This is a genomic window from Neobacillus niacini, assembly GCF_023715415.1.
Taxonomy (GTDB): Bacteria; Bacillota; Bacilli; order Bacillales; family Cytobacillaceae; genus Neobacillus; species Neobacillus niacini_C.
Window position 1 is genome coordinate 192,099 of sequence record NZ_JAMBOB010000004.1, and the last position, 24,077, is coordinate 216,175.

Here is a 24,077-nt window from a genome sequence, read left to right on the forward strand (position 1 = left end):
CTAGTTTACCTCCAAGGAGACAACGCTGCTTAGCCTTGTAACTAATTCGTTAATTCGTTCATCTTTGATTCGATAGCTTACAGGGTTGACAATGAGCCTAGATGTCACATCTTTAATTCTTTCAAATTCCACGAGGCCATTTTCGACAAGTGTCCTGCCTGTTGAAACAATATCAACAATTCGATCCGCTAATCCGATTAAGGGCGCAAGCTCGATTGAACCATTTAATTTAATGACTTCTACCTGTTCACCCTGCTCACGAAAATAAGCGGCCGCCACATTCGGATATTTCGTTGCCACTTTTGGTGCAACATCATTCATCGCTGTCCCTGGCAGGCCGGCAACAGCCAGATAACAGGCGCTTATTCGTAAATCCAGCAGTTCGTAAACATCTCGTTCTTCTTCAAGCAAAACATCCTTACCTGCGATTCCAACATCTGCAACCCCATGCTCGACATAGGTAGCTACATCCATAGGCTTTGCCAGAATAAAGCGCATATTCTCAGCTTCAACATCTAGAATTAATTTTCGGGAATCATCGAACTCTGGCGGCAGGTTGTAGCCTGCTTTCCGGAGTAAGTCTAACGCTTCTTCAAAAATCCTCCCTTTAGGCATTGCAATCGTTAATTTCGTATTCATCTTAAGCCCCCCCAATTAAAAAGGTGGTAATGGCAAACTTCTTTGTAAAAGCATCGAGATTCTTTACACCATTAATGTCTTGCAGGACGATTTTCTTTCCTTCTGCCTTCATGGTTTCAGCCAATTGAAAGGCTTCCTTTCGTCTTTCCTGGCTGAAAAAAATACACTCCACTTTACTCGTGAGCTCTTGCGGACCCATCGCTTCAAGAAGTTTATCGAGCCGAACGGCAAAACCAGTGGCACTTGCTTTTTTACCAAACTTCTCAATTAATCCGTAACGTCCGCCATTTCCAATTGGAAAACCGACATTTCCAGCATAGGCCTCAAATAAAATTCCGGAATAATAACTCATATGGCTGACAATGGTAAAATCAAATTTCACATAGTCCTTTAAACCGTAGTCCGTAATGACCTCCCACAATTCCTTCAATTGTAAAAGCGATTCTTTTCCATAGCCGTCTTCGATGATATCGAGCGCTTGACCAATGACTTCAGAGCCGCCCCTTAATTCTAGAAGCTGAAGCAGCCTCTGTTTATCAATCGAGGATAGAGTATAAGAGTTTACTTGCTCACGGTAACCAACAAAATTCTTTTCATATAAAAACCGTCTTAATGCGGTGGCACGTCCATTGGTTCCTAAAATTTGCATGAATAATTCTTGGGCAAAACCAATATGTCCTACGGATACTTGAAATTGACTCAGCCCTGCTTTTTTTAGAGAAGATACAAGCAGTGCGATTGCCTCTCCGTCGCTTGAAACAGTGTCATCGTTAATATATTCCACACCGATTTGCTCAAATTCAGCTGGTCTGCCGCCCTCCCTCTGCTGTGCGCGGTATACCTTCCCCGCATAGGCAAGTCTCAGCGGGAGATCATTTTCTAAAAGGCGCGAAGCTGCCACCCTGGCAATCGGTGCCGTCATATCTGGCCTGAGCACGAGTGTGTGCCCATCTTTATCAAGTAATTTAAACAGCTCCGCATCAAGTATAGCCGAGGCGGTTCCAACGGTTTCATAATATTCTAAGGTAGGTGTTTCAATAAATTGATATCCCCACTGCTTGATTGCGTCTTCCATCAAGGACCGAACACGCTGCTTCTTTTCATATAATTCTGGAAGCGTATCTCTCATGCCTAAAGGCTTTTCAAACATAAATAAACGGCTCATCCAAATCATCCTTTATTTTCATAATCCTTTAGTTCGCTAATGTGCTAATAAATTAAAGTTTACCTTTTTGGGAAAATTCCGTCAACCTTTATTATAAAAAAAGCCAGGTTCAGAAACCCAGCTTTAGTTATTCGTTATTTTTCCCATATATCGGGTCTTCAGCCCAGCGTTTTTCCATTTCTTCTTTTGAATAAATGATCCGCATTGGGTTGCCGCCGACGAATGCACCTGCTGGTACATCTTTATGAACGAGTGTTCCAGCGGAAACGATGGCTCCGTCACCAATACTTATCCCGGGAAGGATGGTTGAATTGGCTCCAATCATGACTTCACTGCCAATTTCAACAGGTCCAAGGCGGTATTCCTTTATCAAATATTCGTGGGCAAGGATGGTCGTATTGTATCCAATCACCGTGTTGCGTCCGACGCTGATTTTCTCAGGAAACATTACATCAAGCATGACCATTAAGGCAAAGGAGGTTTGCTCACCGACCTTCAGTCCTAAGAATGTACGATAAAGCCAATTCTTCATTCCAAGAAACGGGGTGTATCGGGCCAGTTGAATCACAATAAAGTTTTTTACAACCTTCCAAAAGGGAACCGTTTTGTATACATGCCAAAGAGAGTTTGCCCCCTCAACAGGGTAGCGGGTGGTCTTCCTCATTCTTATTCTTCTCCGAGAATACTTAATAAATCCGTCATGTTTTCTAGCATGAAATCAGGTTCATATTTTGCCAGATACTCTCTGCCTTTTATGGACCAAGCGACACCAGCTGTTTTCGTACCAGCGTTTTTTCCGGCAAGCACATCATGAAAATTATCGCCTACCATTAAGGTTTCCTCAGGCTTTGAACCTAATTTTTCAAGTGCTAAGAATATCGGTTCGGGATCTGGTTTCACTTTTTTCACATGATCGTACGCAATCATAACATCAAAGAACGGATCCAGTTTCATCAAACGTAGTCCTTTAAAAGCAACATCCTCACGCTTCGTTGTCACGATTGCAAGCTTATACCCCTTCTCTTTTAATGTCTCTATGGTTTCCATAACACCGACAAATTCTTTTACCAGCGCATCGTGATTGGCAATATTATAGGTACGATAATCTGTAATCATTTCCTCCACTCGATTTGGGTCCATTTTCCCAAAAACTTCATGAAGAGTAGGGCCTAGAAATGGCAGAACATCTTCTCGTGAATATTTGCCTGGAAAGTATTTTTCAAGTGTGTGTAAATAAGTAGAAATAATTAGCTCATTTGTATCGATTAACGTTCCATCTAAATCAAATAGAATCGTATTTATTTTACTTTTCATAGGTTGGTTTTACTTCCTTTCTACTCAAGATGCCTGACCGTTTCCAAATAAACCCGACAATCAATGTCAGTGCAATAGCCACACCAATCCGAATTAAAAAGAGCGGCCATACCGGGATACCCAGAGGGATAAAGATAAGTGTATCTTCCACAACTGCATGGCAGGCCATTAGAAAAATAAAAGCGAGCGTTAAATCTTTTTTACTCACTCCATCTTCCTTCACTGCCTGAATTACAACCCCTGCACCATAGGCGAGCCCAAATAACAAACCAGCTGCCATTGTCGTAGAAGTATTTTCATTCATCCCTAAACTCCTAGTGACAGGTGACATCCCATTTGAAAACTTCTTTAGATACTGCAGGTCTTTTAAAATTTGAATAACAATCATCAACGGAATGACAATCATCGCTAACTGGAGGATTCCTAGTCCTGCTTTTTCAACCGCTGCGAGTAAAATGGAACCAATTCCCGAAACTTGTTCATCACTTTGTGCTTGAATCAGGCCATATTGGGCAGTCTCACTGCCCCCCTGCCAAACTAAATTGATAACAATCGCAGATATAAACGCTAGTCCCAGTCTAGTAACCAGTACAAGCCAAAGCTTTACGCCTACTTTCATCGCAACGCCCGATTCGACAATTAAATTATGAGAAAATGAGAGCATAACAGCTAAAATAAATACTTCTTTTACCGTAAAATCAAGGGTTAGGATAGCGCCTATCGCCGCATATAAATTGAGGAAGTTCCCCAAGACGAGTGGAATGGCAGCATCACCTGACAAGCCAAGCAAGTTCATCATTGGTGCAATCGACTCTATGACCCACGGTAAGACAGGGGTATACTGCAGCAATGCCACAATTAGGGTTACTGGAAAAATAATTTTCCCCAAGGTCCATGTTGTTTTAATCCCCACCTGAGTACCCTTTTTAATCGAGTTAATCATTTCTCCGATTTCTCCTTCTTAGTTCGTTAACGCTTGATTGTTTTTATCTAAGTATCTGTCATTCGCTAGATTCTTCTTTCGACGGTAAATCAGGATTAACACAGCACCTATAATTAAAGCAATTGAGATGGATTGTGCCATCCTTAGGCCGCCCAGCATTAAACTATCTGTTCGTAAGCCTTCTATGAAAAAACGACCAACCGAATACCAAATCACGTAAGATAGGAATAGCTCCCCGCGACGAAGGTTCACACGTCTAAGCATAATTAATAGAGCAAATCCGACGATATTCCAAATGGACTCATATAAGAAGGTCGGATGATAGTAGGAACCATTAATATACATTTGATTAATGATAAATTCAGGCAGCTGGAGGTTTTCGAGGAAAGTTCTAGTGACTTCGCCTCCGTGTGCTTCCTGATTCATAAAATTTCCCCAGCGACCGATGGCTTGCCCTAAAATAATACTCGGTGCAGCAATATCGGCAATTTTCCAAAACGATATCCCGCGCTTTTTAGCAAAAACATAGGTTGTGACAACAGAACCAATTAGAGCTCCATGGATTGCAATGCCGCCATTCCAAATCTGAATGATTTGACCTGGATGCTGTGAATAATAGCCCCATTCAAAAATCACGTAATATAATCTCGCTGAAAGTATAGCAATGGGGATTGCCCATAGCATTAGGTCTGCAAAGGTATCCTTGGGTAATCCCCTTTTTTCACCCTCTCTAATCGCTAGAAAAAGTGCCAATGCTAAACCGGAACCAATAATAAGACCGTACCAATGTACTGAAATCGGTCCTAAGGAAAATGCAATGGGATCAAGCGGTTGTATAGTTGAATTCATACCATTTCTCCTTTAGTAAATTAATCCTCGTTTTCTCCATCCTCAATAACATCAGATAGGCGTTCTGTAAATTGTTGTGCAGCATTGACGCCCATTCTTTTTAGTCGGAAATTCATTGCGGCTACTTCAATAATAACAGCCAGGTTTCGTCCAGGACGGACCGGAACGGTGATTTTTGTAATCTCCGTATCAATGATTTTCATTTTTTCATCATCTAAACCAAGACGGTCATATTGCTTAGCAGCATCCCAAATTTCCAGGTTTATAACCAGCGTAATTCGTTTATTGCTGCGAACGGCTCCAGCTCCAAAAAGAGTCATGACATTGATAATGCCTAGTCCGCGAATTTCTAGTAAATGTTCAATAAGGTCTGGAGAGGTTCCAACAAGTGTATCTTGATCTTCCTGGCGAATCTCTACACAGTCATCTGCTATAAGTCTGTGCCCGCGTTTAACAAGCTCTAATGCTGTTTCACTTTTACCAACACCGCTTTTTCCGGTAATTAATACACCAATTCCATAGATATCGACTAACACACCATGTACGGCAGTGGTAGGTGCAAGCTTACTCTCTAAGAAGTTAGTTAATCGGCTTGAAAAACGTGTTGTTTTCATGTTCGATTGCAGCAGTGGAACGGATTCACGTTCAGAGGCTTCAATAAGCTCCTGTGGAACATCTAGTCCTCTTGTAACAATAATGGCAGGTGTAATGTCTGTGCATAACCGTTCCATTCTTATGGTTCGTTCATCCTTTGATAATTTCTCAAAAAAGGATAGCTCTGTTTTTCCTAATAGTTGGATTCGTTCAGCAGGATAATACTCAAAATATCCAGCCAATTCAATCCCCGGTCTGGAAATATCACTTGTAGTGATTGGACGATTAATTCCCTCTTCCCCGCTAACTAATTCCAAATGAAATCTTTCATGAATATCCTTTGTGCGTACCTTTGGCAAAAGTCTTCCTCCTTATTTTCGAAAAGCAGAATTGCACTTTAGCGCTGCTGCTAAACAGTTCTAACCTACTATTTAATTTTCTTCTTATTTTAGCACTATTTAATTAATTTTCATAACCAAATGGAAGTTATAAAGTTTTTAATACAATCTTCATTTTATGGAAAAATAATAAAGAATGAATTCTACAACTGGTATAGACAACTATTCCACTTGAAGCTATAATAAATTCATAAAGATACTATTTTTGAAATGGAGATGAAGATTTTGAGCCTACTTTTACTGGTTCACGGCAAGGCAGTCTTAGAAAATGAAGTAGCAGAATCTATCTATATTTATATTGAACACGGAAAAATTAAAGAGCTTGGTCCTCTTGATGCACTTCCTTTCCATTTAAAGGATATTGAAAGTATAGAAATCTCTGAAGAACAACATGTTGTTCCAGGTTTTATTGATGTCCACATTCATGGAGCTGCAGGGGCAGATACCATGGATGCGACGATAGAAGCGCTAGAAACAATGGCGAAAGCTCTTCCGGCTGAAGGAACGACAAGTTTTTTAGCCACTACTATAACCCAGAAACATGAAAATATCGAAAATGCCCTAAAAAATGCAGCACATTACCTAAAAGAACACAATGACTGTGGTAAATCAGAGATCCTCGGCGTTCATTTAGAAGGACCATTTATCAATACTAAACGAGCTGGCGCACAGCCGAAGGAATATATTATCGATCCTGATATTGAATTATTTAAGCATTGGCAACAACTTGCAGAGGGTTGTATTAAATTAGTAACCGTAGCACCTGAACTTGAAAACGGGACAAACTTTGTTGCCTACCTACATGAAAATGATGTAATTGCTTCGATCGGCCACTCTGACGCAATTTACGAAGAAATGGAAATGGCCGTTAAGGCAGGTGCAAAACAGGTAACACATTTGTTTAATGGCATGAGAGGAATCCACCATCGTGAACCTGGGGTAGCCGGTTCTGCTCTTCTTTTTAAAGAATTAATGGTGGAATTAATTGCAGATAGGATTCATGTTCGTCCTGAAGTAATGAAGCTCGTCATTAATGCTAAAGGAACAGAGGGCATGATTTTAATTACAGACGCAATGAGGGCAAAATGTCTAAAAAACGGAGTTTATGACCTTGGCGGACAAGATGTATCCGTTGCTGAAGGAAAGGCTCTTCTCGCTGACGGAACACTTGCAGGCAGTATTTTAAAAATGAACGACTCAATAAGAAATATCCTAGAAGCAGCAGAGATTTCACTATCTGATGCTGTTCAAATGGCAAGTGTGAATCCTGCCAAACAATTGAAAGTCTATGACAAAAAAGGAAGCATTTCGGCAGGAAAGGACGCAGATATAACGATTTTATCAAAGGAATATCAAGTAGAAATGACCATCTGCCGTGGAGAAATTGCATACAAAAAGGGGTAATAACATGAAACTAGTTCGGACAGAAAATTATGCAGAGATGAGCCTTGAGGCAGGAAAAATCATCGTTGACAGAGTACGTTCCAACCCAAACCTTACGCTTGGATTGGCAACAGGCAGCACCCCTAAAGGTGTTTATGATTATTTAATCCACAATCATAAGGAGAATGGAACAACGTATACAAATGCGAAATCCGTCAATTTAGATGAATATATCGGACTTTCTGCACAGGACCCAAATAGCTACCATTATTTCATGAATCAAAATTTATTTTGCCATTTAGATATTAACGAAAATCATACACATATTCCAAATGGAGCTGCAAACCTTCTAGAACAGGAATGTCTTCGTTATGAACAGCTCATAAAAAATCTTGGAGGAGTTGACCTTCAACTTCTTGGCATCGGACAAAATGGTCATATTGGTTTTAATGAACCAGGGACAGCTTTTAGTAGCAGGACTCATATCGTGACTCTAGCTCAAAACACAAGGGAAGCGAACTCAAGGTTTTTTAACTCTCTTGAAAAAGTACCTACACATGCGATTACGATGGGAATCGCCTCCATCCTTGATAGCAAGGAAATTCTCCTGCTGGTTTCTGGAGAAAGAAAAGCCGAAGCGTTAAACAAGTTTGTAAATGGCGAAATAAGCGAGCAATTCCCTGCCTCTGCACTAAAGTACCATAAAAATGTAACAGTCATCGCTGATAAAGATGCATTAAAATATATCTAGTACTTTCTCGAAGGAGGTGTTTAAATGATAAACAAAAATTCACCCGTTCCCATTTATCATCAATTAGAAGAGTACATTAAACACCAAATTGAGAATGGCGCTTTAGTGGAAGAAAGTGTAATTCCCTCAGAACGGGAATATGCAGAAATGTTCCAAATTAGCCGAATGACAGTGAGACAGGCCATTAATAATTTGGTTTCTGAAGGCTATTTAAAAAGACATAAAGGTAGAGGCACGTTTGTTACGAAGAAAAAGGTCGAACAAGAATTACAGGGAATGACGAGTTTTACCGAGGACATGCTCTCAAGGGGAATGAACCCCAGCAGCATCTTGTTATCCTTTCAAATCACCATAGCTGACAAAAAAACAGCTCTTGCTCTTAGGATAAAAGAAGAAGATTCTGTTTATATAATCAAGCGGATTCGTTTAGCAGATGGTGCCCCAATGGCACTAGAAACGGCCTATATCCCAGTCAAAATTGTTCCTGGACTGACAGAGGAAAACAGCAACCTTTCCCTTTACCAATATATTGAGGAAAATCTTGCTTTATCGATAAGTGAAGCGACTCAAGAAATTGAAGCCTCCACGGCTGATCACCTTGACGCCGAAACTTTGGAAATTAATATCGGGGACCCCATCCTCTTGATAGAGCGGATTTCATATCTGCAAGAGGGAATACCCTTTGAATTAGTAAAATCCACATTCCGCGCAGACCGATATCGCTTTATTCATACCATGAAACGCTAAAAGCAATTGACCCCAATAGGTCAATTGCTTTATTTTTCACAAAATCCTCCTATTCAATGTCCCATTTAGCTTTTAACCCATATGATAATAGTGAGCTAAAAATTCATTAATAAGGAGAGTGATTAAAATGAAATTCATGCTCGATGCCGGGCACGGCTTTAACACAGCTGGGAAAAGATCATTCGATGGTATGCGGGAATACGAATTCACCAGAAAGGTAGCAGCCTTCGCAAGAGATATGTTAGCTTCCTATCAAAATGTTACCGTCTATTTCGCCCACTCAGATGACCGAGATGTTCCTTTGCAGGAGCGGACTAATGCCGCCAATCGCCTAAATGTCGATGCGTATGTGTCCATTCATGCGAACGCCTTTGGGTCAACCTGGAATGATGCTAATGGAATTGAGACCTACGTATATACGACGAATCATCAGGAGACCTATCAATTAGCACAAAAGGTTCAAAACAATATGGTCTCGTTAACAGGTCTAAAAAGTCGCGGCGTTAAAACAGCAAATTTCCACGTTCTTCGTGAAACGAAAATGCCTGCCATTCTTGTTGAATGTGGCTTTATGACCAATAGAAATGAAGCAGCTTTAATGCGCACAGATGATTACCAAAGAAAATGTGCTCAAGCGATTGTCAATGCACTTGCAGCCCAATATAATTTAACCAAGATTCAAGCACCAACACCACAACCTCCTACACCTACCCCACCAAGTAATCCTGCACAGCCACCTGTTCGATCAGGTTTGTATAAAGTTCAAGCTGGTGCTTTTTCCGAAAAGAGTAATGCAGATGCGCACGTTAGAAAGCTAAAATCCGATGGATTTGCAGCATTTGTCTTTACTGATGGTTTATACAAAGTACAAGCTGGTGCTTTTTCCGAACGAAAAAATGCAGAGGATCTCGTAGCACGCTTAAAAGCCAAAGGATACCAAGCGTTTATTTTCACTGATTAACAGCAAAAAACTAGCGCAAGATGGATGCGCTAGTTTTTTGCTGTTGGCTTCAGAAGCGTTTTATCTAGGACCAGTGTGACGATTGACATGATAATCGAGGCTAATAATGCCATTCCAAATCCTGCAATTTCAAATGCGTCACCCATCAAATAATCAGTTATCTCAAGAGTGATCGCATTAATTACAAATAAGAAGAGACCTAATGTCAAAATTGTAGCAGGTAAGGTTAAAATTACTAGAATCGGGCGAACAATAATATTTATGATAGAAAGGAGGAAGCTTGCGCCAATCGCAGCGGCAAAGCCCTCCAGAATAAAACTCTCAGAGAAGTAGCCGGCAATTGCTATGAACAAAACAGCATTTATTAGTATTCCAACCAACCATTTCATTTATCAATTCTCCTATTATTTGTTAGCTTCATCCGATTTGTGAAGAGTAATCGATCCAGTTTTTGTATCGACAAAGATCTTTAACGTTCGGTCAGGATGATTAACCGATTGAAAGCGAAGCATCTTTTGAATCATTTCACTTTTCTCTTCAAGAACCTGAATTCCATCAAGCTTAATATTAAAGCCGCCAAGATTTGTCATTAACTCTCCACTTGAAGCCACCCCATCAGGAATATACAAATCGATCCCGCCTGTCGTCGCTTTAGCCGCAATTAATTCACATCGATTTCCTGTTAGGTTATAGGTTGTATTTCCGTTTAATGTTTGCGTTTCAACTTTTCTAAAGTCCCCATCGAGCTTAATGGCACCATTAATTGTTTCTACCTCAAGGGCATCAATTACACTTGTTTGAAGGGTAATATGACCATTGGCTGTTTCAATTTCTGCCCTTTTCCCGTTTAAACGGGTGAGGTCAATTTTCCCATTAGCTGTTTTCATACGCAAATCACTTATCGTTAATTCTTCACCTGATATAGGACCATTGAACATTCTAACACGAACGCGTTCATATTCAGCCTGTGGAACATAGACCACCGCATCAACCTTCATCCATTTTTGCTGAGTCATAAATCGCAGTTTTTGTCCATCGATCGCAAAGAGGACATCTTTCAAAAAGTTTTCCCGGGCTTGGTCTGAGTTCTCTACACGATAAACCTTTGCCTGGCATTCAATCCGAACATCGTTTTGATCCCAAGGTACCAGCTTTAGGGAGCCATTAGCAAGGTCAATATCCATATCGCGTAAGTATACATCGCCCTGATGAAAGATATGTGAGATTTCCACCGACTGACCGAAATTCAAATCAAAGTCAAGGTCTTTAATTTTTTTCAAGGCACTATCGACAAAATCAAAGATTTTATCCTTTGCTGAATGAACTTTTCCTTGTGTAGACTCTTCTTTCTTTGCTTCCTCAAACTTAAAGGCAGTCGAGATTTCTTGTGCAATTTGTTCCTGCTTTTGATCCATCGTTTGCCCAGATTTTTCAAGCTCTTCTAGTAAAGTTAAGGCCTCATCAACGTTAAGCTTTCCGTCTTCAACCATTTTTAGTATTCTTTTCCGTTCTTCCTTCATCGTTATCCACTCCAATAAATGTATTCATTAAATCCTATTCCATCATTAAAGCTTTTACGCCTTTTATCACATTCCAGATGGTGACAATTAGACTAACTAGGACTAAAATACCGGCCGAAATCAGTGTGAATAAAGGGATGGTATCATTGTTTATAACATTAATATCACTAAAAATAGCAAAAATAAGCAGCGGTACAGGTATAAGTGGGATTAAATGCGATAACAATGCTTTTTTTGCATGACTTTTCGTTACGTCGTCTCCAGAAGCAAGCATGACAACAAGCGGAAACAGAATTCCTGCAAAGAAAATACTAAAGTAACACAATCCTGAAAGAACCTTTCGAGTATCCATTCGTAATCACTCCCCCTTATTGAATATTTACGTATGGGGAATATGAAAGTTTCATTCTCTCTATAAAAAAAGCTAAAACGCGAGGTTTTAGCTTTTTCCAATCGTTTCTTTTTCATGTACTTGTTCTTTCATTCGTAACCCATCTCGTTCGAGGATTGGTTTTAAGTATTTACCTGTATAAGATCCTGGCGCTTCAGCAACCTTTTCAGGTGTTCCTGTTGCCACAATCGTACCGCCCTTGTCTCCACCCTCTGGCCCAAGGTCAATAATGTAGTCAGTTGCTTTAATGACATCTAAATTGTGCTCAATTACGAGTACAGTGTCGCCATTTTCAACGAGTCTCTGAAGGACGACTAATAATCGAGAAATATCGTCAACATGAAGACCTGTTGTCGGTTCATCCAAAATGTAGAAGGATTTACCGTTTGAACGTTTATGGAGTTCAGACGCTAGCTTCACACGCTGTGCTTCCCCACCGGACAGGGTGGTAGCAGGCTGACCAAGTTTTATATAACCTAAACCAACATCCTTGATGGTTTGCAGCTTTCGGCTGATTTTAGGAACATTTTCAAAAAATTCTACTGCACTTTCGACGGTCATATCAAGAATTTCAGAAATGCTCTTCCCTTTGTATTTCACTTCTAGTGTTTCACGGTTATAGCGCTTGCCATGACAAACCTCACATGGAACATAGACATCAGGCAGGAAATGCATTTCAATTTTGATAATTCCATCGCCACGGCAGGCTTCACAACGACCACCCTTGACATTAAAGCTAAAACGCCCTTTTTTATAGCCCCGGACCTTCGCTTCGTTCGTTGTCGAAAACAAATCACGGATATCATCAAATACTCCCGTATATGTTGCCGGATTAGAACGTGGTGTTCGGCCAATTGGAGATTGGTCGATGTCGATTACCTTATCTAAATTCTCAATACCCAAGATATCCTTATGTTCACCAGGCCTTGTTTTAGCACGGTTAAGCTTCTGGGATAGTGTTTTAAGGAGGATTTCATTGATTAAAGTACTTTTCCCAGATCCAGAAACACCCGTCACAGCGATAAACATGCCTAAGGGAATTTTCACATTTACATTTCGTAAATTGTTTTCGGCAGCACCTTTTATTTCGATATACCTGCCATCTGGCTTACGACGTTCTATCGGGAGTGGAATAAACCTTTTACCAGATAAATACTGACCAGTCAAAGAATCAGGATGTGCCATTACTTCGGCGGGGGTTCCCGCAGCAATGACATCTCCGCCGTGGATTCCTGCTCCAGGACCAATATCGATTAGATAATCCGCTGCCAACATTGTATCTTCATCATGTTCAACCACAATCAAGGTATTTCCGATATCACGCATATTTTGCAGTGTTCCAATTAAGCGGTCGTTATCACGTTGATGAAGGCCAATCGATGGTTCGTCTAATATGTAGAGAACCCCTGTTAACTTAGAACCAATTTGGGTAGCCAAACGGATCCGCTGTGCTTCTCCTCCAGAAAGGGTACCTGCCGCTCGTCCTAAGCTCAAGTAATCAAGTCCAACATTCATAAGGAATCCAAGGCGCTCATGTATCTCTTGAAAAATTAATTTGGCAATCTGCATTTCTTTATCCGATAACTTTAATTCATTAAAAAAATGATAGGATTCTTCAATCGATAACTCTGTTAGTTGGGAGATATGACGTCCTGAAATGAGCACAGCTAAGGTTTCTTTCTTTAATCGATGACCTTTACAAACCTGGCATGGCTGCTCGCCCATGTATTTCTCCATTTGCTCTCGAATCCAATCAGAGCTGGTCTCTTTATAACGGCGTTCTACATTACGTATGACACCCTCAAACTCAATATTTCCTTCACGGATCTGACCAAAATCATTTTCATAGCGGAAATAAATCTTATCACTTTTAGAACCATAAAGAACTTTTTCTAAAAGGTGGGGAGGGATGTCTTTAAAAGGCATGTCCATATCTACCCCATAATGATTGCAAACCGCTTCAAGAAGCTGGGGATAATATTGGGAACTTGTTGGCTCCCATGGAGCTATCGCATGCTGTCTTAAGGATAATTCCTTATTTGGTATCACAAGATCCACATCTACCTCGAGCTTCGAACCTAGTCCATCACACTCAGGACAGGCACCAAAAGGGCTATTAAAGGAAAACATTCGCGGTTCTAATTCACCGATTGAAAAACCACAATGTGGACAGGCATGGTTTTCACTGAAAAGAAGTTCCTCTTCTCCGATAACATCCACAATAACCTTTCCTTCGCCTAGACGTAAGGCCGTTTCAAGAGAGTCCGCAATTCTTGCAGTAACCCCTTCCTTTACGACTATACGGTCAATCACTACTTCAATAGAATGCTTTTTGTTCTTATCCAAAGTGATATCATCACCAAGGTCAAGCATTTCTCCATTGACACGAACTCGTACGAAACCTTGTTTCTTTATATCTTCTAATACTTTAACATGCATTCCTTTTCGCCCGGAAATGACCGGAGCAAGGATTTGCATTTTGGTTCGCTCTGGGTATTCCATGATTCTGTCTACCATTTGTTCAATCGTTTGTGACGAGATTTCGATATTGTGGATGGGACATGTTGGTCTGCCGACACGTGCAAAAAGTAGTCGCAAATAATCATAAATCTCTGTCACCGTCCCCACTGTTGAACGTGGGTTTTTGCTTGTTGTTTTCTGGTCAATTGAAATCGCAGGAGATAATCCTTCAATGGAATCAACATCAGGTTTATCCATCTGCCCTAAGAATTGTCGGGCGTATGCAGATAATGATTCCACATAGCGGCGCTGACCTTCCGCATAAATCGTATCAAAAGCAAGGGAGGACTTTCCAGAACCAGAAAGTCCTGTGATTACAACAAGCTTATCTCTCGGAATGGTGACATCTATATTTTTTAAGTTATGGGCTCTGGCGCCTTTTACAATCAATTTATCCATCGCCATGGTTACGTCATCCTTCCGCTTTTAACTCTAATAATAAATCACGAAGCTCAGCTGCACGTTCAAAATTAAGCGCTTTTGCTTCTGCTTTCATTTCTTTTTCCATGGTAGCAATCAACTTATCTCTTTCCTTCTTCGACATCTTACCGAAGGATGCTGTTGGTTTGTAATCTTCTTGTTCTTCGGCAGCATGGGTGGCACGAATAGCCTCACGAATTCCCTTTTGAATCGTCATCGGTGTAATGCCATGCTTTTTATTATATTCTTCTTGGATTTTGCGACGTTCTCTCGTTACATTAATCGCAATCTCCATTGAATTCGTTATTTTGTCTGCATACAAAATGACATGACCATTGGCATTACGAGCTGCCCGACCGATAGTTTGGATTAATGATCGCTCCGAACGAAGGAAGCCTTCTTTATCGGCATCGAGAATCGTAATCAGCGATACCTCAGGTATATCCAGTCCTTCTCTAAGCAGGTTGATTCCGACGAGGACATCATACTTGCCAAGCCGGAGCTCGCGAATAATTTCAATCCGTTCAAGTGTTTTCACTTCGGAATGCAAATATTGGACTTTAATGCCTATTTCTTTTAAATAGTCCGTTAAGTCCTCTGACATTTTCTTTGTTAAAGTCGTAATAAGCACACGTTCATTAACTTTTATGCGTTCTTGAATTTCAGCGATAATATCATCGATTTGCCCTTCGATAGGGCGAATTTCAATCGTAGGATCAAGTAATCCAGTAGGCCGAATAATTTGTTGAACCATTTCTGGCGTATGCTCTAGCTCATATGGGCCAGGTGTCGCTGAAACAAAGACAGCATTATGAATATGCTTTTCAAATTCATCAAAGGTCAACGGCCGGTTATCAAGCGCTGACGGCAGACGGAAACCGTGGTCAACAAGCACCTGTTTCCGGGCTCGATCACCATTGAACATCCCTCTTACTTGCGGCAGGGTAACATGTGACTCATCGATAACCATTAGAAAATCTTCTGGGAAGTAATCAATCAATGTATAGGGCGTGGAGCCCGCAGGCCTAAGTGTTAAGTGCCGGGAGTAGTTCTCGATGCCAGAGCAAAATCCCATCTCCCTCATCATTTCAAGATCGTAACGGGTTCGCTGCTCAAGGCGTTGTGCTTCTAGTAATTTATTATCTTCCCGAAGCTCAGCAAGCCGTTCTTCTAGTTCTTTTTCAATGTTTTCAATGGCTTTATTTAGTTTCTCTTCGCCGGTAACAAAGTGGGATGCCGGGAAGATTGCCACATGATCACGCTCAGCAATAATTTCTCCTGTTAGGGCATCAACTTCACGAATTCGGTCGATTTCATCACCAAATAACTCAACCCGGAGGCAATGTTCATCACGGGAAACAGGAAAAATCTCAACCACATCGCCGCGCACACGGAAAGTACCGCGCTTGAAGTCAATATCGTTTCGTTCATATTGAATGTCAACTAACCGATGCAGCAATTTATTGCGTTCAATTTCCATTCCCTTTCTAAGGGATAGCACCATGTTTCGGTATTCTTCCGGTGAACCGAGACCATAAATACACGATACACTGGCAATGACGATAACATCTTTTCGCTCAAACAGCGATGAGGTCGCCGAGTGACGGAGCTTATCAATTTCGTCGTTGACGCTTGAATCTTTTTCAATAAATGTATCTGTCGAAGGAACATAGGCTTCAGGTTGAAAATAATCGTAGTAACTAACAAAATACTCAACAGCATTGTTTGGGAAAAATTCCTTAAATTCGCTGTAGAGCTGCCCCGCTAGGGTTTTGTTGTGAGCGATGACGAGAGTCGGTTTGTTTACTTCTTTTATCACGTTTGAAACAGTAAATGTCTTACCTGTTCCAGTGGCACCAAGCAATGTCTGATAGCGCTTGTTCTCATTAATCCCCTGAACTAACTGTCGAATCGCTTCCGGCTGATCGCCCTGCGGTGAATATTTCGAAACTAATTCAAATTGATCCTTCACTGATTTTCCTCCCGCTATATAATCATTTTCTAGCAAAAAACATGCAAGTGGTCCGGGATGGTGCTAGAAAATGTATCCCTAAAATTCTAATATTATCATTCTAACACAATTCCCCAAAAACAAACCACTAATATGCGAACGAACATTCGTTTTTTTGATATAATAGCAAAAAAGCCTGTCATTTGGTTGACAGACTTTACATCTACGGTGAGAGCTATGTTTTTTTGAACACTCTATGCTTCATTTTTGCTGCGAGCCAGAAACCAGCTGTAAGCGAAAAGGCATCTACAACGATAAGCGGAAAACTGTTTGTATACCCTTTAAAAGCAGAGGCAGCGATGAGCCCGACGGTCAGAGCAAGACCGATAAGCCGATTATATGTGACTCGGGTAAATAGCAACACGAGTAAACCTGGCAAAATAAGTGCAGACAAATATCTAATAACCATCTCCAAAATGGGTCCACCTCATTTATTCATTTCTGTTTATTAATTTTAGAAATTTATTCACAAAATTGCAAGAAAAAAGACAAGAGATTTACAACTCTTGTCTTCGGAAGCAATTATCCTCTCTTTTTAAGAGATATTCCTAAAGCTATTAATCCTGCCACTAGGGCTGCGATTGAAAGATAAAGCGGTGTGTTTGATGCACCGGTTTCTTCAACTTCTTCCTTGTCTTTAACTTCTTCCTTTACTTTTTCTCCTGATGAAGCATCTTTATCAGTTGTTTTTTCTCCATGGCCGTGCGCAGAAGCATCAGCTGGATTTACGAATGTTACAGAAGCAGGATAATTTGCCTCTTCTGCTTCTACCCATTCTACAACACTTCCATCCGAATAGGTTTGGATCGCTTTCCAAATGATTTCCGTTGCTTTGTCGCCTACTTTTCCATTCATGTTAAACTGACCAAATTCAGTCGCCGATAGTCCTTCTCCTTCAGTTGTCCAGGTAACTGATGTTATTTTACTTGTGTCATCTTTCTGAATTTCATAGGTCCAGCCTGGCTTCGGTTCAAAACGAGTAATATTGACGTCTTCAGGGATCTGTACTTCAATTTTTGTTGTCAGAACATCTTCTTTTTCTGACGGAACTTTTACCGTAAACATTTCATATTTTCCTTGTGACGTTTCCTTTGGTCCAACGGTAACATGAGCACTAGCTACCCCAGAAAAAAGAGATAAAGCTACAATCATTGTTACCAGTGAAGTTAATAATTTTTTCATTTTAATATCTCCATTCTTTAAAAATATTTAATTACATTAATAAGTTCCTTACCTATAAAATTAAAGATTCTTACTCCTTCTTTATATGACCCTTAGGGGCTATTTTTTTAATATTAGACTAAAATGTTCATAGAACTGTCACAGTGATGGATATATATCCTGTAGAATGATAAAGCAATATATTAAAGGAGATAAACACTTTGTCATATCGAAAAATGAAGCTTTTCACTGTTTTAATACCAACTCTTCTAATTGGCGGATTTGAATTCTTTCGTCATAGTGTGATTCATCATCATCTCTCAATGGAAACTGGGAACTATTTAATCACAATCTTAACTTTGATCATCTCCTATGCCTTTGCTTCGTGGATGTTTAAAACGATTGGACTGAAAAACCAAAGAATAACAACCGAAAGGGAAATGCGGGCAATATATGAAGAGAGGGAAAGGTTAGCAAAAGAATTACATGATAGCATTGCACAAACTCTATTTTTACTAAAAGTCTATTTAAAAAAGGGGAAAAATGAAGAAGCTGCTTCCCTCGTTAATTCAATCGATACCCAATTAAGGCAAGCAATTTTCAACTTACGGATGAACCCAGCTGAACACGTTCATTTTTCAAACAGACTCCATAATTGGTTAGAAGACTGGATTACGGTATCAGGAATTGACATAGATTCTGATATTCAATTAAATGATGGGTATTTTACTAGTGCAGAAGAAGTGCAGCTTTTTGGAGTCGTTCAGGAGGCTTTGATAAACATTAGAAAGCATTCGGAAGCTAATACTGTTATCCTCAAGTTCCATACCCGTAATAATGAATGGGAGCTGAATGTAGAAGATAACGGGCGAGGCTTCAACATAAACGAAATTGGGTCAAATCATTATGGACTTGCTATGCTAAAGGAGAGGTCAGAAAAGTTGAACGGCAGCTTAGAGATTGTTTCACATTTGAATCGAGGAACAAAAATCATTTTGCGAGGTAATAAGGAATATGATAAATCCATATAGGATAGTAATTGCGGATGACCATCCACATGCTCGGAAAGCGATATTAACAATGCTTGAGGATGATTCCTATTTCGACATTGTCGGACAAGCCCATAATGGGAAAGAAGCAGTGGAAATGAGTCAGCAGCTTCATCCAGATATAATTTTAATGGATATTGAAATGCCTGTTTTAAATGGTTTAGAAGCAACAAAAATAATTAAGGACAAATCCCCTTATATTAAAGTAATTATCTTAAGTGTTTCTGATAATGTCGCCGATTTGTTTACTGCTATTCAATATGGCGCTCAAGGGTACCTTCTGAAAAATATGGACCCCGATGAATGGCTCCAATATCTACACTCTATTGTTGAAGGAAAAAGTGATACAACCCGCGGATTGGCTGGGAAGCTTCTCTACCAATTTAGGGAGAAAGACTTGCAGAATTCTTCCCAAACCAAATCACTTACTAAGAGGGAAAAGGAAATCCTTCACTTAATCAGTGAAGGTATTTCCAATAAACAAATTGCTGATCAATTATTTATCTCTGAAAATACGGTGAAAAATCATATTAAAAATTTATTAGTAAAACTAGAGCTAGAAAATCGTGTCCAACTCGCTATATATGCCATTAAACAAAATAAATGAAACCTTAGGTTACTTCCTAAGGTTTTTTAATTTGTTCAATACTAGTGTTTAAAAGATTCATATTTTTATTTACAAACTCATAGACATGTTTTATGATGTAAAACGAAACAATTACGATTTATACTTAAATTAGAATGGAGTTTAAAAAAATGAAGATTTCTCAATTAGTTTCGTTTTCTGTTCTCGCATTTGGTCTTATTTTATCTGGATGTGCAAAAACAGGAACTGTAAATAAAAATGCAGAAAAAGATAAAGAAACATTAACTGTTTATACAACCATTTACCCGCTTCAGGATTTCACCAAAAAAATTGGCGGTGAGTTTGTGGATGTTCAGAGTATCTATCCTCCCAACGTGGACGCTCATACCTACGAGCCATCAACAAAAGAAATGATAGCTCTAGCTAACTCAGATTTATTTATCTATACAGGTGCTGGAATTGAAGGATTTGCAGAAAAAGCTGCTGAAACCTTAAACAAAGAAGATGTACTAGTTTTAAAAGCCGCTGAAGGTATTGAACTCATGGAGTCTACTCATTCGAATGAGCACCATGAGGATGAAGATGAACACGCGGAATCTGAGGTCCATGAAAATGAACACACAGAATCTGAAGCCCATGACGAAGAAGAACATGACCATGGTGATTTAGATCCCCATGTATGGTTGGATCCTATACTATCCATTGACCTTGCGAATAACATCAAAAACTCTTTGAGTGAATTAATGCCAGGACACGCAACAGAGTTTGAAGCCAATTTTAAACAGCTAAAAAACGAGCTGGAAAACCTGGATCAAGAATTTAAAACGACGATTGAGAGTTCAAAAACGAAGAATTTATTAGTTTCGCATGCTGCTTATGGATATTGGGAAAAACGATATGGAATAGAAACGATTGCCATAACAGGTTTATCACCCACACAAGAACCAACTCAGAAAGAACTGCAAGCAATCATTGAGGAGTCTACAGAGCACAATATTCATTATGTGATTTTCGAGCAGAATGTTTCACCAAAAATAGCAAAAATCATCCAAGAAGAAATAGGAGCAAAGTCTCTTTCTCTCCATAATCTAGAGGCTGTAACGGAAGAAAACATTAAACAAAAAGACGATTACTTCAGCATCATGAGGAAGAATTTAGAAACGATAAAAAAAGCTTTAAATGACTAACAATATTAGACTTTTCCCTGCCATTTATTGTGGCCGGGTTTCCCTTTACATATCTAGCAATAGGTATTTTTAAAGTTTCTTATTCATACTCTATTAAATGTACAAATTAATTTAATAGAAACAGGAGGTATTTATGTACCGGATAGTTCGCAGCAATATCATAGAATTTACAGGTATTATTATCATTGTTTTAGCACTATCACTGCTTTCTTTAAGTACTAGCTTCAAAATCTCATATGATATACCTCCGTCTTTATTAAATCTAAACACGATATTTCTGAGTATATTAATAGAGGCACTGCCATTTGTTTTAATAGGAGTCCTCATCGCGGGTGTGATTCAAATATTTGTAACCGAAGAACATATTCAACGCTGGATTCCCAAAAATAAGGTTTTAGCGATTATCATGAGTTGTATTATTGGTGCCCTCTTTCCAGCGTGTGAATGTGGTATTGTTCCTATTATCCGTCGTCTTATCGGGAAAGGAGTACCCATACCTGCTGCTATTGGCTTTATGTTAACAGGTCCATTAATTAATCCAATTGTGATTGCCTCTACTTATATGGCATTTGGAAACGATTTTAAGATTGCAGGATTAAGGATGGGGTTAGGTTTTTTTGTCGCTTTGATGGTGGCATTGGTTGTCGGCATCATTTTTAAAGGAAATCAATTAAAGTCTTCTATTCATACAAGATCTTCAGACACATTCACAAAAAAGGAATCTTTTTTAACAAAATTTTGGTCGATGTTAACCCATTCCATTGATGAGTTTTTTGATATGGGTAAGTACCTAGTTATGGGAGCTTTTTTAGCTGCATTTGTACAAACCTATCTGCCTGCAAAATCCCTCTTGGAAGCTGGAAGCGGAACAGTATCGTCTCTAGCTGTCATGATGGGCAATCGCCGAGTAATAGGAACAATTCCACACTCGCAAGCAGGAAAAATAGCTCCTATTATGGCCGCAGAAAAAACAGCCAAGATTTTATTTTTCGGAATAATCCGAGCCATCATTTCTTCAGACACAAAAATCTGGATAATCCCTGAAATTAATACCCCTAATAAGATAAAAGGAAAGGCCTCTATTAAAATACTTATAAAGATTGTATTCATTTGCAGGAATAGTTCAATCTTCATACCAAGACCTCCTATGTTTAGTTTATTATAAAGAATAAAGATAATTAAATTAAAGTCACATTAAAAGCACCTATAAATACTATAGGTGCTGAAGATTAATTTCAACTAAATATTAATGTAATAAGTGGAATTATCATGAAAAAATCTTTAGTTACATGTCCCATGCGGACTTGGACAGCCAATTTCAGCCTTTTCTACTTGTATAGTACTATGCTCGATATGAAATTCATCATGAAGAATTTTTTGAGAGCGAGCAAGAATCTCATCATGGATGGCTTCATCTACTATGGTAATATGACAGCTCAATACTGGATACCCAGAGGTAATCGTCCAAATGTGTAAATCATGGACTTCCTTCACGAGAGGAATTTTACTAAGTGCTTCTTTAACCTGCTGGATGTCAATTTGCGTTGGAGCACCTTCCATTAGAATATGAAAAGAATCTCTTGTAACTCGAAAACCACTAATAATAATTAATACAGCAACAATGACACTGGCAATTGGATCTGCTATCGTCCAGCCGAAGAACATAATCAGTAATGCTGCAACAATGGCACCGACAGATCCAAGCATGTCACCTAATACGTGTAAAAAGGCACTTCGGACATTAAGATTATCATCCTTGTCACCACTCATTAATATCCAAGCAGCGATAATATTCACCACTAATCCTGTAACAGAAATCATTAGCATTCCTGTACTTTGAACTTCAGGAGGCGCAAAAAAACGCTGAAAGGCTTCATAAAAAATATATAAGGAAATGACGATTAGGGTAATTCCATTCAAAGCAGCAGCAATAATTTCAAACCGTTTGTATCCATAGGTTTTTTCCTGAGATACTTGTTTTTCTCCTAACTTAATGGCGAAAAAGCTAAGTCCCAGCGCTGCAGCGTCACTAAGCATATGCCCGGCATCAGACAGGAGTGCTAAGCTGTTTGTTAAGATTCCACCAATAACTTCGACCACCATAAAAGCAGCGATCAAAATAAATGAACTGAGTAGTGCCTTTTTATTACTTGTATGTGAATGACCGTGACCATTTCCATGTGAATGACCATGAGAGTGTCCATGGTGATGATGATGTCCCATATTATTCCTCCCCCAACAAGAGTTGGCTATTAGTTTTTTCTTATCTCTTTTTTACGATACGTTCTTCCATACTTTCCTTTCGATCTGCTACTTCTTCTTGATGCTCAAAAGCAATGTGAATGAGTTGTTTTACATGATCATCATCGAGAGAATAATAGACTAGCTTTCCTTCTTTACGGTATTTTGCAAGTCCAAGACTGTTCAAGTGGCGCAAATGATGTGAAGCCGTTGCCGTTGTGGCACCGACAATATTGGCCACATCACAAACACAGAGTTCATCTTCGAGTGTGAGAGCATAGGCAATTTTCATTCGTGTTTCATCGGATAAGGCTTTAAAAAGCTTTGTAACCTCAATAATATTTCTATTTTCAACTAAAGGCTGCAGTTTAGTGGTTTTGTGGCTGTCTACACATGTAACTTCACAAATATCGCGATTCTTCATTCCATCACCTCATACATTCAAATCTTTATTTGATTATATGATATTCAAATAAAGATTTGAATGTCAAACATTTTTTATTTTTTAAAAAATAAAAAACTCTTTCTTTTTTACCCAGAAAGAGTTTTGTAACTTTATTGAATTGGATTTGGTGATTTTGCTTCTTCTAACATTTGGGAAGTGTGTCTTCTTATGGATAAAGCAAGTTCTGCAATGAAATATAAGATAACCGCTGGCCAAATCCATGCCCAAAGTATTTCGACTGTCCCATAAACAGTAACAATTGCAGGATGAACCCATTTTATACATGCTAAGGAAAGCAGAATCCAACAAAGCGAAAATGGCAGACATATATGTCCGTGTAGCTGCAAGGGCATATCGGAATAATCCCACCATTGACGTTGAAAAAACTTCTGAAGCAGTGTACCACTTATATACTCGATAAAGGTAGGAATGAAAAAGCAGAGCAAAAGAATGATTCCCCAATTTGTTTCTGGACCAATTAAATAAACCAAAAGTACAGGGGCAAAGCCATACATAGGCTTAAAGGGACCATGAAAAAAATTCGGTTTAAAAAATTGACGCTTCGTAACATAACTGTAGCTATTTTCTAACAGCCAGCCAATCAAAGAATAGATTGTGAAATAAAAAACAACCGCAGAAACTCCTTCAAAGCTTACATTAATTGGAGTATTGAAATCTAAAAAGCTTACCATATGACTAAACCACCTTTCTTGGAAATAAATTTCCCATTTAGGTTTCGCACGCAGACACTCAAATATACTGATAATTTCCTTAGAGAAACAAATTAAAAGAGAGAGTTTTC

General features: G+C 39.3%; 24 protein-coding genes and 2 pseudogenes. 8 read left to right on the plus strand and 18 right to left on the minus strand.

Annotated features, from left to right (window positions below):
- The 7 genes from hisG to hprK all read right to left on the minus strand — a co-directional run bounded on the left by hisG (position 1) and on the right by hprK (position 5,863).
- Positions 1–639: an ATP phosphoribosyltransferase gene (gene hisG / locus M3189_RS10300; protein WP_251633877.1), complete on the minus strand. Its 639-nt coding sequence runs from the start codon at positions 637–639 to the stop codon at positions 1–3.
- A gap of 1 nt (position 640) precedes the next feature.
- Complete coding sequence (locus M3189_RS10305; RefSeq protein WP_251633879.1) at positions 641–1,804, minus strand: ATP phosphoribosyltransferase regulatory subunit; 1,164 nt, start codon at positions 1,802–1,804, stop codon at positions 641–643.
- Between the two features lie 127 nt (positions 1,805–1,931).
- Complete coding sequence (locus M3189_RS10310) at positions 1,932–2,468, minus strand: acyltransferase (protein WP_251633882.1); 537 nt, start codon at positions 2,466–2,468, stop codon at positions 1,932–1,934.
- Positions 2,469–2,470: 2 nt separating this feature from the next.
- Positions 2,471–3,118 (minus strand): pyrophosphatase PpaX, encoded by a 648-nt coding sequence (gene ppaX / locus M3189_RS10315; RefSeq protein ID WP_251633884.1) that lies wholly within the window; start codon positions 3,116–3,118, stop codon positions 2,471–2,473.
- Positions 3,108–4,061, minus strand: coding sequence for a nucleoside recognition domain-containing protein (locus M3189_RS10320; protein WP_251633886.1), 954 nt, complete (start codon positions 4,059–4,061; stop codon positions 3,108–3,110). Before M3189_RS10320 ends, ppaX begins: the two co-directional genes overlap by 11 nt.
- Before the next feature lie 18 nt (positions 4,062–4,079).
- On the minus strand, positions 4,080–4,910 hold the full coding sequence (gene lgt / locus M3189_RS10325; protein WP_251633888.1) for a prolipoprotein diacylglyceryl transferase: 831 nt from the start codon (positions 4,908–4,910) through the stop codon (positions 4,080–4,082).
- Positions 4,911–4,930: 20 nt separating this feature from the next.
- The gene (gene hprK, locus M3189_RS10330) at positions 4,931–5,863 is read right to left on the minus strand and encodes an HPr(Ser) kinase/phosphatase (protein WP_251633890.1); all 933 of its coding nucleotides are present in this window, start codon (positions 5,861–5,863) and stop codon (positions 4,931–4,933) included.
- A gap of 264 nt (positions 5,864–6,127) precedes the next feature.
- Here hprK and nagA point away from each other — a divergent pair, with 264 nt between their 5' ends.
- The 4 genes from nagA to M3189_RS10350 all read left to right on the plus strand — a co-directional run bounded on the left by nagA (position 6,128) and on the right by M3189_RS10350 (position 9,744).
- Complete coding sequence (gene nagA, locus M3189_RS10335) at positions 6,128–7,306, plus strand: N-acetylglucosamine-6-phosphate deacetylase (RefSeq protein WP_251633898.1); 1,179 nt, start codon at positions 6,128–6,130, stop codon at positions 7,304–7,306.
- Between the two features lie 4 nt (positions 7,307–7,310).
- Positions 7,311–8,036 carry a glucosamine-6-phosphate deaminase gene (nagB, locus tag M3189_RS10340; protein ID WP_285889549.1) on the plus strand — a complete coding sequence of 242 codons (726 nt, stop codon included), beginning with the start codon at positions 7,311–7,313 and terminating at the stop codon, positions 8,034–8,036.
- Between the two features lie 24 nt (positions 8,037–8,060).
- A complete protein-coding gene (locus tag M3189_RS10345; RefSeq protein ID WP_251633906.1) occupies positions 8,061–8,783 on the plus strand; it encodes a GntR family transcriptional regulator in 723 nt (240 codons plus the stop codon).
- A 127-nt stretch (positions 8,784–8,910) separates the two neighbouring features.
- Positions 8,911–9,744, plus strand: coding sequence for an N-acetylmuramoyl-L-alanine amidase (locus M3189_RS10350; protein WP_251633908.1), 834 nt, complete (start codon positions 8,911–8,913; stop codon positions 9,742–9,744).
- A gap of 29 nt (positions 9,745–9,773) precedes the next feature.
- Here M3189_RS10350 and M3189_RS10355 read toward each other — a convergent pair whose 3' ends face one another.
- From M3189_RS10355 to M3189_RS10385, 7 genes are all read right to left on the minus strand, one after another.
- Entirely contained in the window at positions 9,774–10,133 is a 360-nt protein-coding gene (locus M3189_RS10355) for a phage holin family protein (RefSeq protein ID WP_251633910.1), read from the minus strand.
- Positions 10,134–10,148: 15 nt separating this feature from the next.
- Positions 10,149–11,264 (minus strand): DUF4097 family beta strand repeat-containing protein, encoded by a 1,116-nt coding sequence (locus tag M3189_RS10360; RefSeq protein WP_251633912.1) that lies wholly within the window; start codon positions 11,262–11,264, stop codon positions 10,149–10,151.
- Positions 11,265–11,298: 34 nt separating this feature from the next.
- Positions 11,299–11,616, minus strand: a complete 318-nt coding sequence (locus M3189_RS10365) for a DUF4870 domain-containing protein (RefSeq protein WP_251633914.1) — start codon at positions 11,614–11,616, stop codon at positions 11,299–11,301.
- Between the two features lie 87 nt (positions 11,617–11,703).
- Positions 11,704–14,580: an excinuclease ABC subunit UvrA gene (uvrA, locus tag M3189_RS10370; protein WP_251633916.1), complete on the minus strand. Its 2,877-nt coding sequence runs from the start codon at positions 14,578–14,580 to the stop codon at positions 11,704–11,706.
- A 7-nt stretch (positions 14,581–14,587) separates the two neighbouring features.
- Positions 14,588–16,567 carry an excinuclease ABC subunit UvrB gene (uvrB, locus tag M3189_RS10375; protein WP_251633925.1) on the minus strand — a complete coding sequence of 660 codons (1,980 nt, stop codon included), beginning with the start codon at positions 16,565–16,567 and terminating at the stop codon, positions 14,588–14,590.
- Positions 16,568–16,781: 214 nt separating this feature from the next.
- A complete protein-coding gene (locus M3189_RS10380; protein ID WP_251634269.1) occupies positions 16,782–17,015 on the minus strand; it encodes a DUF2198 family protein in 234 nt (77 codons plus the stop codon).
- Positions 17,016–17,128: 113 nt separating this feature from the next.
- Positions 17,129–17,788, minus strand: coding sequence for a YcnI family copper-binding membrane protein (locus M3189_RS10385; protein WP_251633927.1), 660 nt, complete (start codon positions 17,786–17,788; stop codon positions 17,129–17,131).
- Positions 17,789–17,988: 200 nt separating this feature from the next.
- Here M3189_RS10385 and M3189_RS10390 point away from each other — a divergent pair, with 200 nt between their 5' ends.
- From M3189_RS10390 to M3189_RS10405, 4 genes and pseudogenes are all read left to right on the plus strand, one after another.
- Entirely contained in the window at positions 17,989–18,798 is an 810-nt protein-coding gene (locus M3189_RS10390) for a sensor histidine kinase (protein WP_251633929.1), read from the plus strand.
- A complete protein-coding gene (locus M3189_RS10395) occupies positions 18,785–19,423 on the plus strand; it encodes a response regulator (RefSeq protein WP_251634270.1) in 639 nt (212 codons plus the stop codon). The genes M3189_RS10390 and M3189_RS10395 overlap by 14 nt, the downstream gene beginning before the upstream one ends.
- Positions 19,424–19,572: 149 nt before the next feature.
- Complete coding sequence (locus M3189_RS10400) at positions 19,573–20,589, plus strand: metal ABC transporter solute-binding protein, Zn/Mn family (protein ID WP_251633934.1); 1,017 nt, start codon at positions 19,573–19,575, stop codon at positions 20,587–20,589.
- Positions 20,590–20,722: 133 nt separating this feature from the next.
- A pseudogene (locus M3189_RS10405) lies at positions 20,723–21,502 on the plus strand (permease); the annotation flags it as partial.
- Here the strand turns inward: M3189_RS10405 and M3189_RS10410 are convergent.
- The 4 genes and pseudogenes from M3189_RS10410 to M3189_RS10425 form a co-directional block, all read right to left on the minus strand.
- Positions 21,487–21,723 (minus strand): annotated as a pseudogene (locus tag M3189_RS10410) (permease); the annotation flags it as partial. The pseudogenes M3189_RS10405 and M3189_RS10410 overlap by 16 nt on opposite strands.
- Positions 21,724–21,870: 147 nt before the next feature.
- On the minus strand, positions 21,871–22,812 hold the full coding sequence (locus M3189_RS10415; protein ID WP_251633936.1) for a cation diffusion facilitator family transporter: 942 nt from the start codon (positions 22,810–22,812) through the stop codon (positions 21,871–21,873).
- Positions 22,813–22,852: 40 nt separating this feature from the next.
- The gene (locus M3189_RS10420) at positions 22,853–23,254 is read right to left on the minus strand and encodes an ArsR/SmtB family transcription factor (protein WP_251633938.1); all 402 of its coding nucleotides are present in this window, start codon (positions 23,252–23,254) and stop codon (positions 22,853–22,855) included.
- Positions 23,255–23,385: 131 nt separating this feature from the next.
- Positions 23,386–23,967, minus strand: a complete 582-nt coding sequence (locus tag M3189_RS10425) for a putative ABC transporter permease (protein ID WP_251633940.1) — start codon at positions 23,965–23,967, stop codon at positions 23,386–23,388.
- Positions 23,968–24,077 lie beyond the last annotated feature (110 nt).

Excerpts from the sequence above, each read along its gene's own strand:
- hisG (WP_251633877.1), bottom strand. The coding sequence starts at position 639 with ATGAATACGAAATTAACGATTGCAATGCCTAAAGGGAGGATTTTTGAA.
- M3189_RS10305 (WP_251633879.1), bottom strand. The coding sequence starts at position 1,804 with ATGAGCCGTTTATTTATGTTTGAAAAGCCTTTAGGCATGAGAGATACG.
- M3189_RS10310 (WP_251633882.1), bottom strand. The coding sequence starts at position 2,468 with ATGAGGAAGACCACCCGCTACCCTGTTGAGGGGGCAAACTCTCTTTGG.
- ppaX (WP_251633884.1), bottom strand. The coding sequence starts at position 3,118 with ATGAAAAGTAAAATAAATACGATTCTATTTGATTTAGATGGAACGTTA.
- M3189_RS10320 (WP_251633886.1), bottom strand. The coding sequence starts at position 4,061 with ATGATTAACTCGATTAAAAAGGGTACTCAGGTGGGGATTAAAACAACA.
- lgt (WP_251633888.1), bottom strand. The coding sequence starts at position 4,910 with ATGAATTCAACTATACAACCGCTTGATCCCATTGCATTTTCCTTAGGA.
- nagB (WP_285889549.1), top strand. The coding sequence starts at position 7,311 with ATGAAACTAGTTCGGACAGAAAATTATGCAGAGATGAGCCTTGAGGCA.
- M3189_RS10345 (WP_251633906.1), top strand. The coding sequence starts at position 8,061 with ATGATAAACAAAAATTCACCCGTTCCCATTTATCATCAATTAGAAGAG.
- M3189_RS10350 (WP_251633908.1), top strand. The coding sequence starts at position 8,911 with ATGAAATTCATGCTCGATGCCGGGCACGGCTTTAACACAGCTGGGAAA.
- M3189_RS10355 (WP_251633910.1), bottom strand. The coding sequence starts at position 10,133 with ATGAAATGGTTGGTTGGAATACTAATAAATGCTGTTTTGTTCATAGCA.
- M3189_RS10360 (WP_251633912.1), bottom strand. The coding sequence starts at position 11,264 with ATGAAGGAAGAACGGAAAAGAATACTAAAAATGGTTGAAGACGGAAAG.
- M3189_RS10365 (WP_251633914.1), bottom strand. The coding sequence starts at position 11,616 with ATGGATACTCGAAAGGTTCTTTCAGGATTGTGTTACTTTAGTATTTTC.
- uvrA (WP_251633916.1), bottom strand. The coding sequence starts at position 14,580 with ATGGCGATGGATAAATTGATTGTAAAAGGCGCCAGAGCCCATAACTTA.
- M3189_RS10380 (WP_251634269.1), bottom strand. The coding sequence starts at position 17,015 with ATGGTTATTAGATATTTGTCTGCACTTATTTTGCCAGGTTTACTCGTG.
- M3189_RS10385 (WP_251633927.1), bottom strand. The coding sequence starts at position 17,788 with ATGAAAAAATTATTAACTTCACTGGTAACAATGATTGTAGCTTTATCT.
- M3189_RS10400 (WP_251633934.1), top strand. The coding sequence starts at position 19,573 with ATGAAGATTTCTCAATTAGTTTCGTTTTCTGTTCTCGCATTTGGTCTT.
- M3189_RS10415 (WP_251633936.1), bottom strand. The coding sequence starts at position 22,812 with ATGGGACATCATCATCACCATGGACACTCTCATGGTCATTCACATGGA.
- M3189_RS10420 (WP_251633938.1), bottom strand. The coding sequence starts at position 23,254 with ATGAAGAATCGCGATATTTGTGAAGTTACATGTGTAGACAGCCACAAA.
- M3189_RS10425 (WP_251633940.1), bottom strand. The coding sequence starts at position 23,967 with ATGGTAAGCTTTTTAGATTTCAATACTCCAATTAATGTAAGCTTTGAA.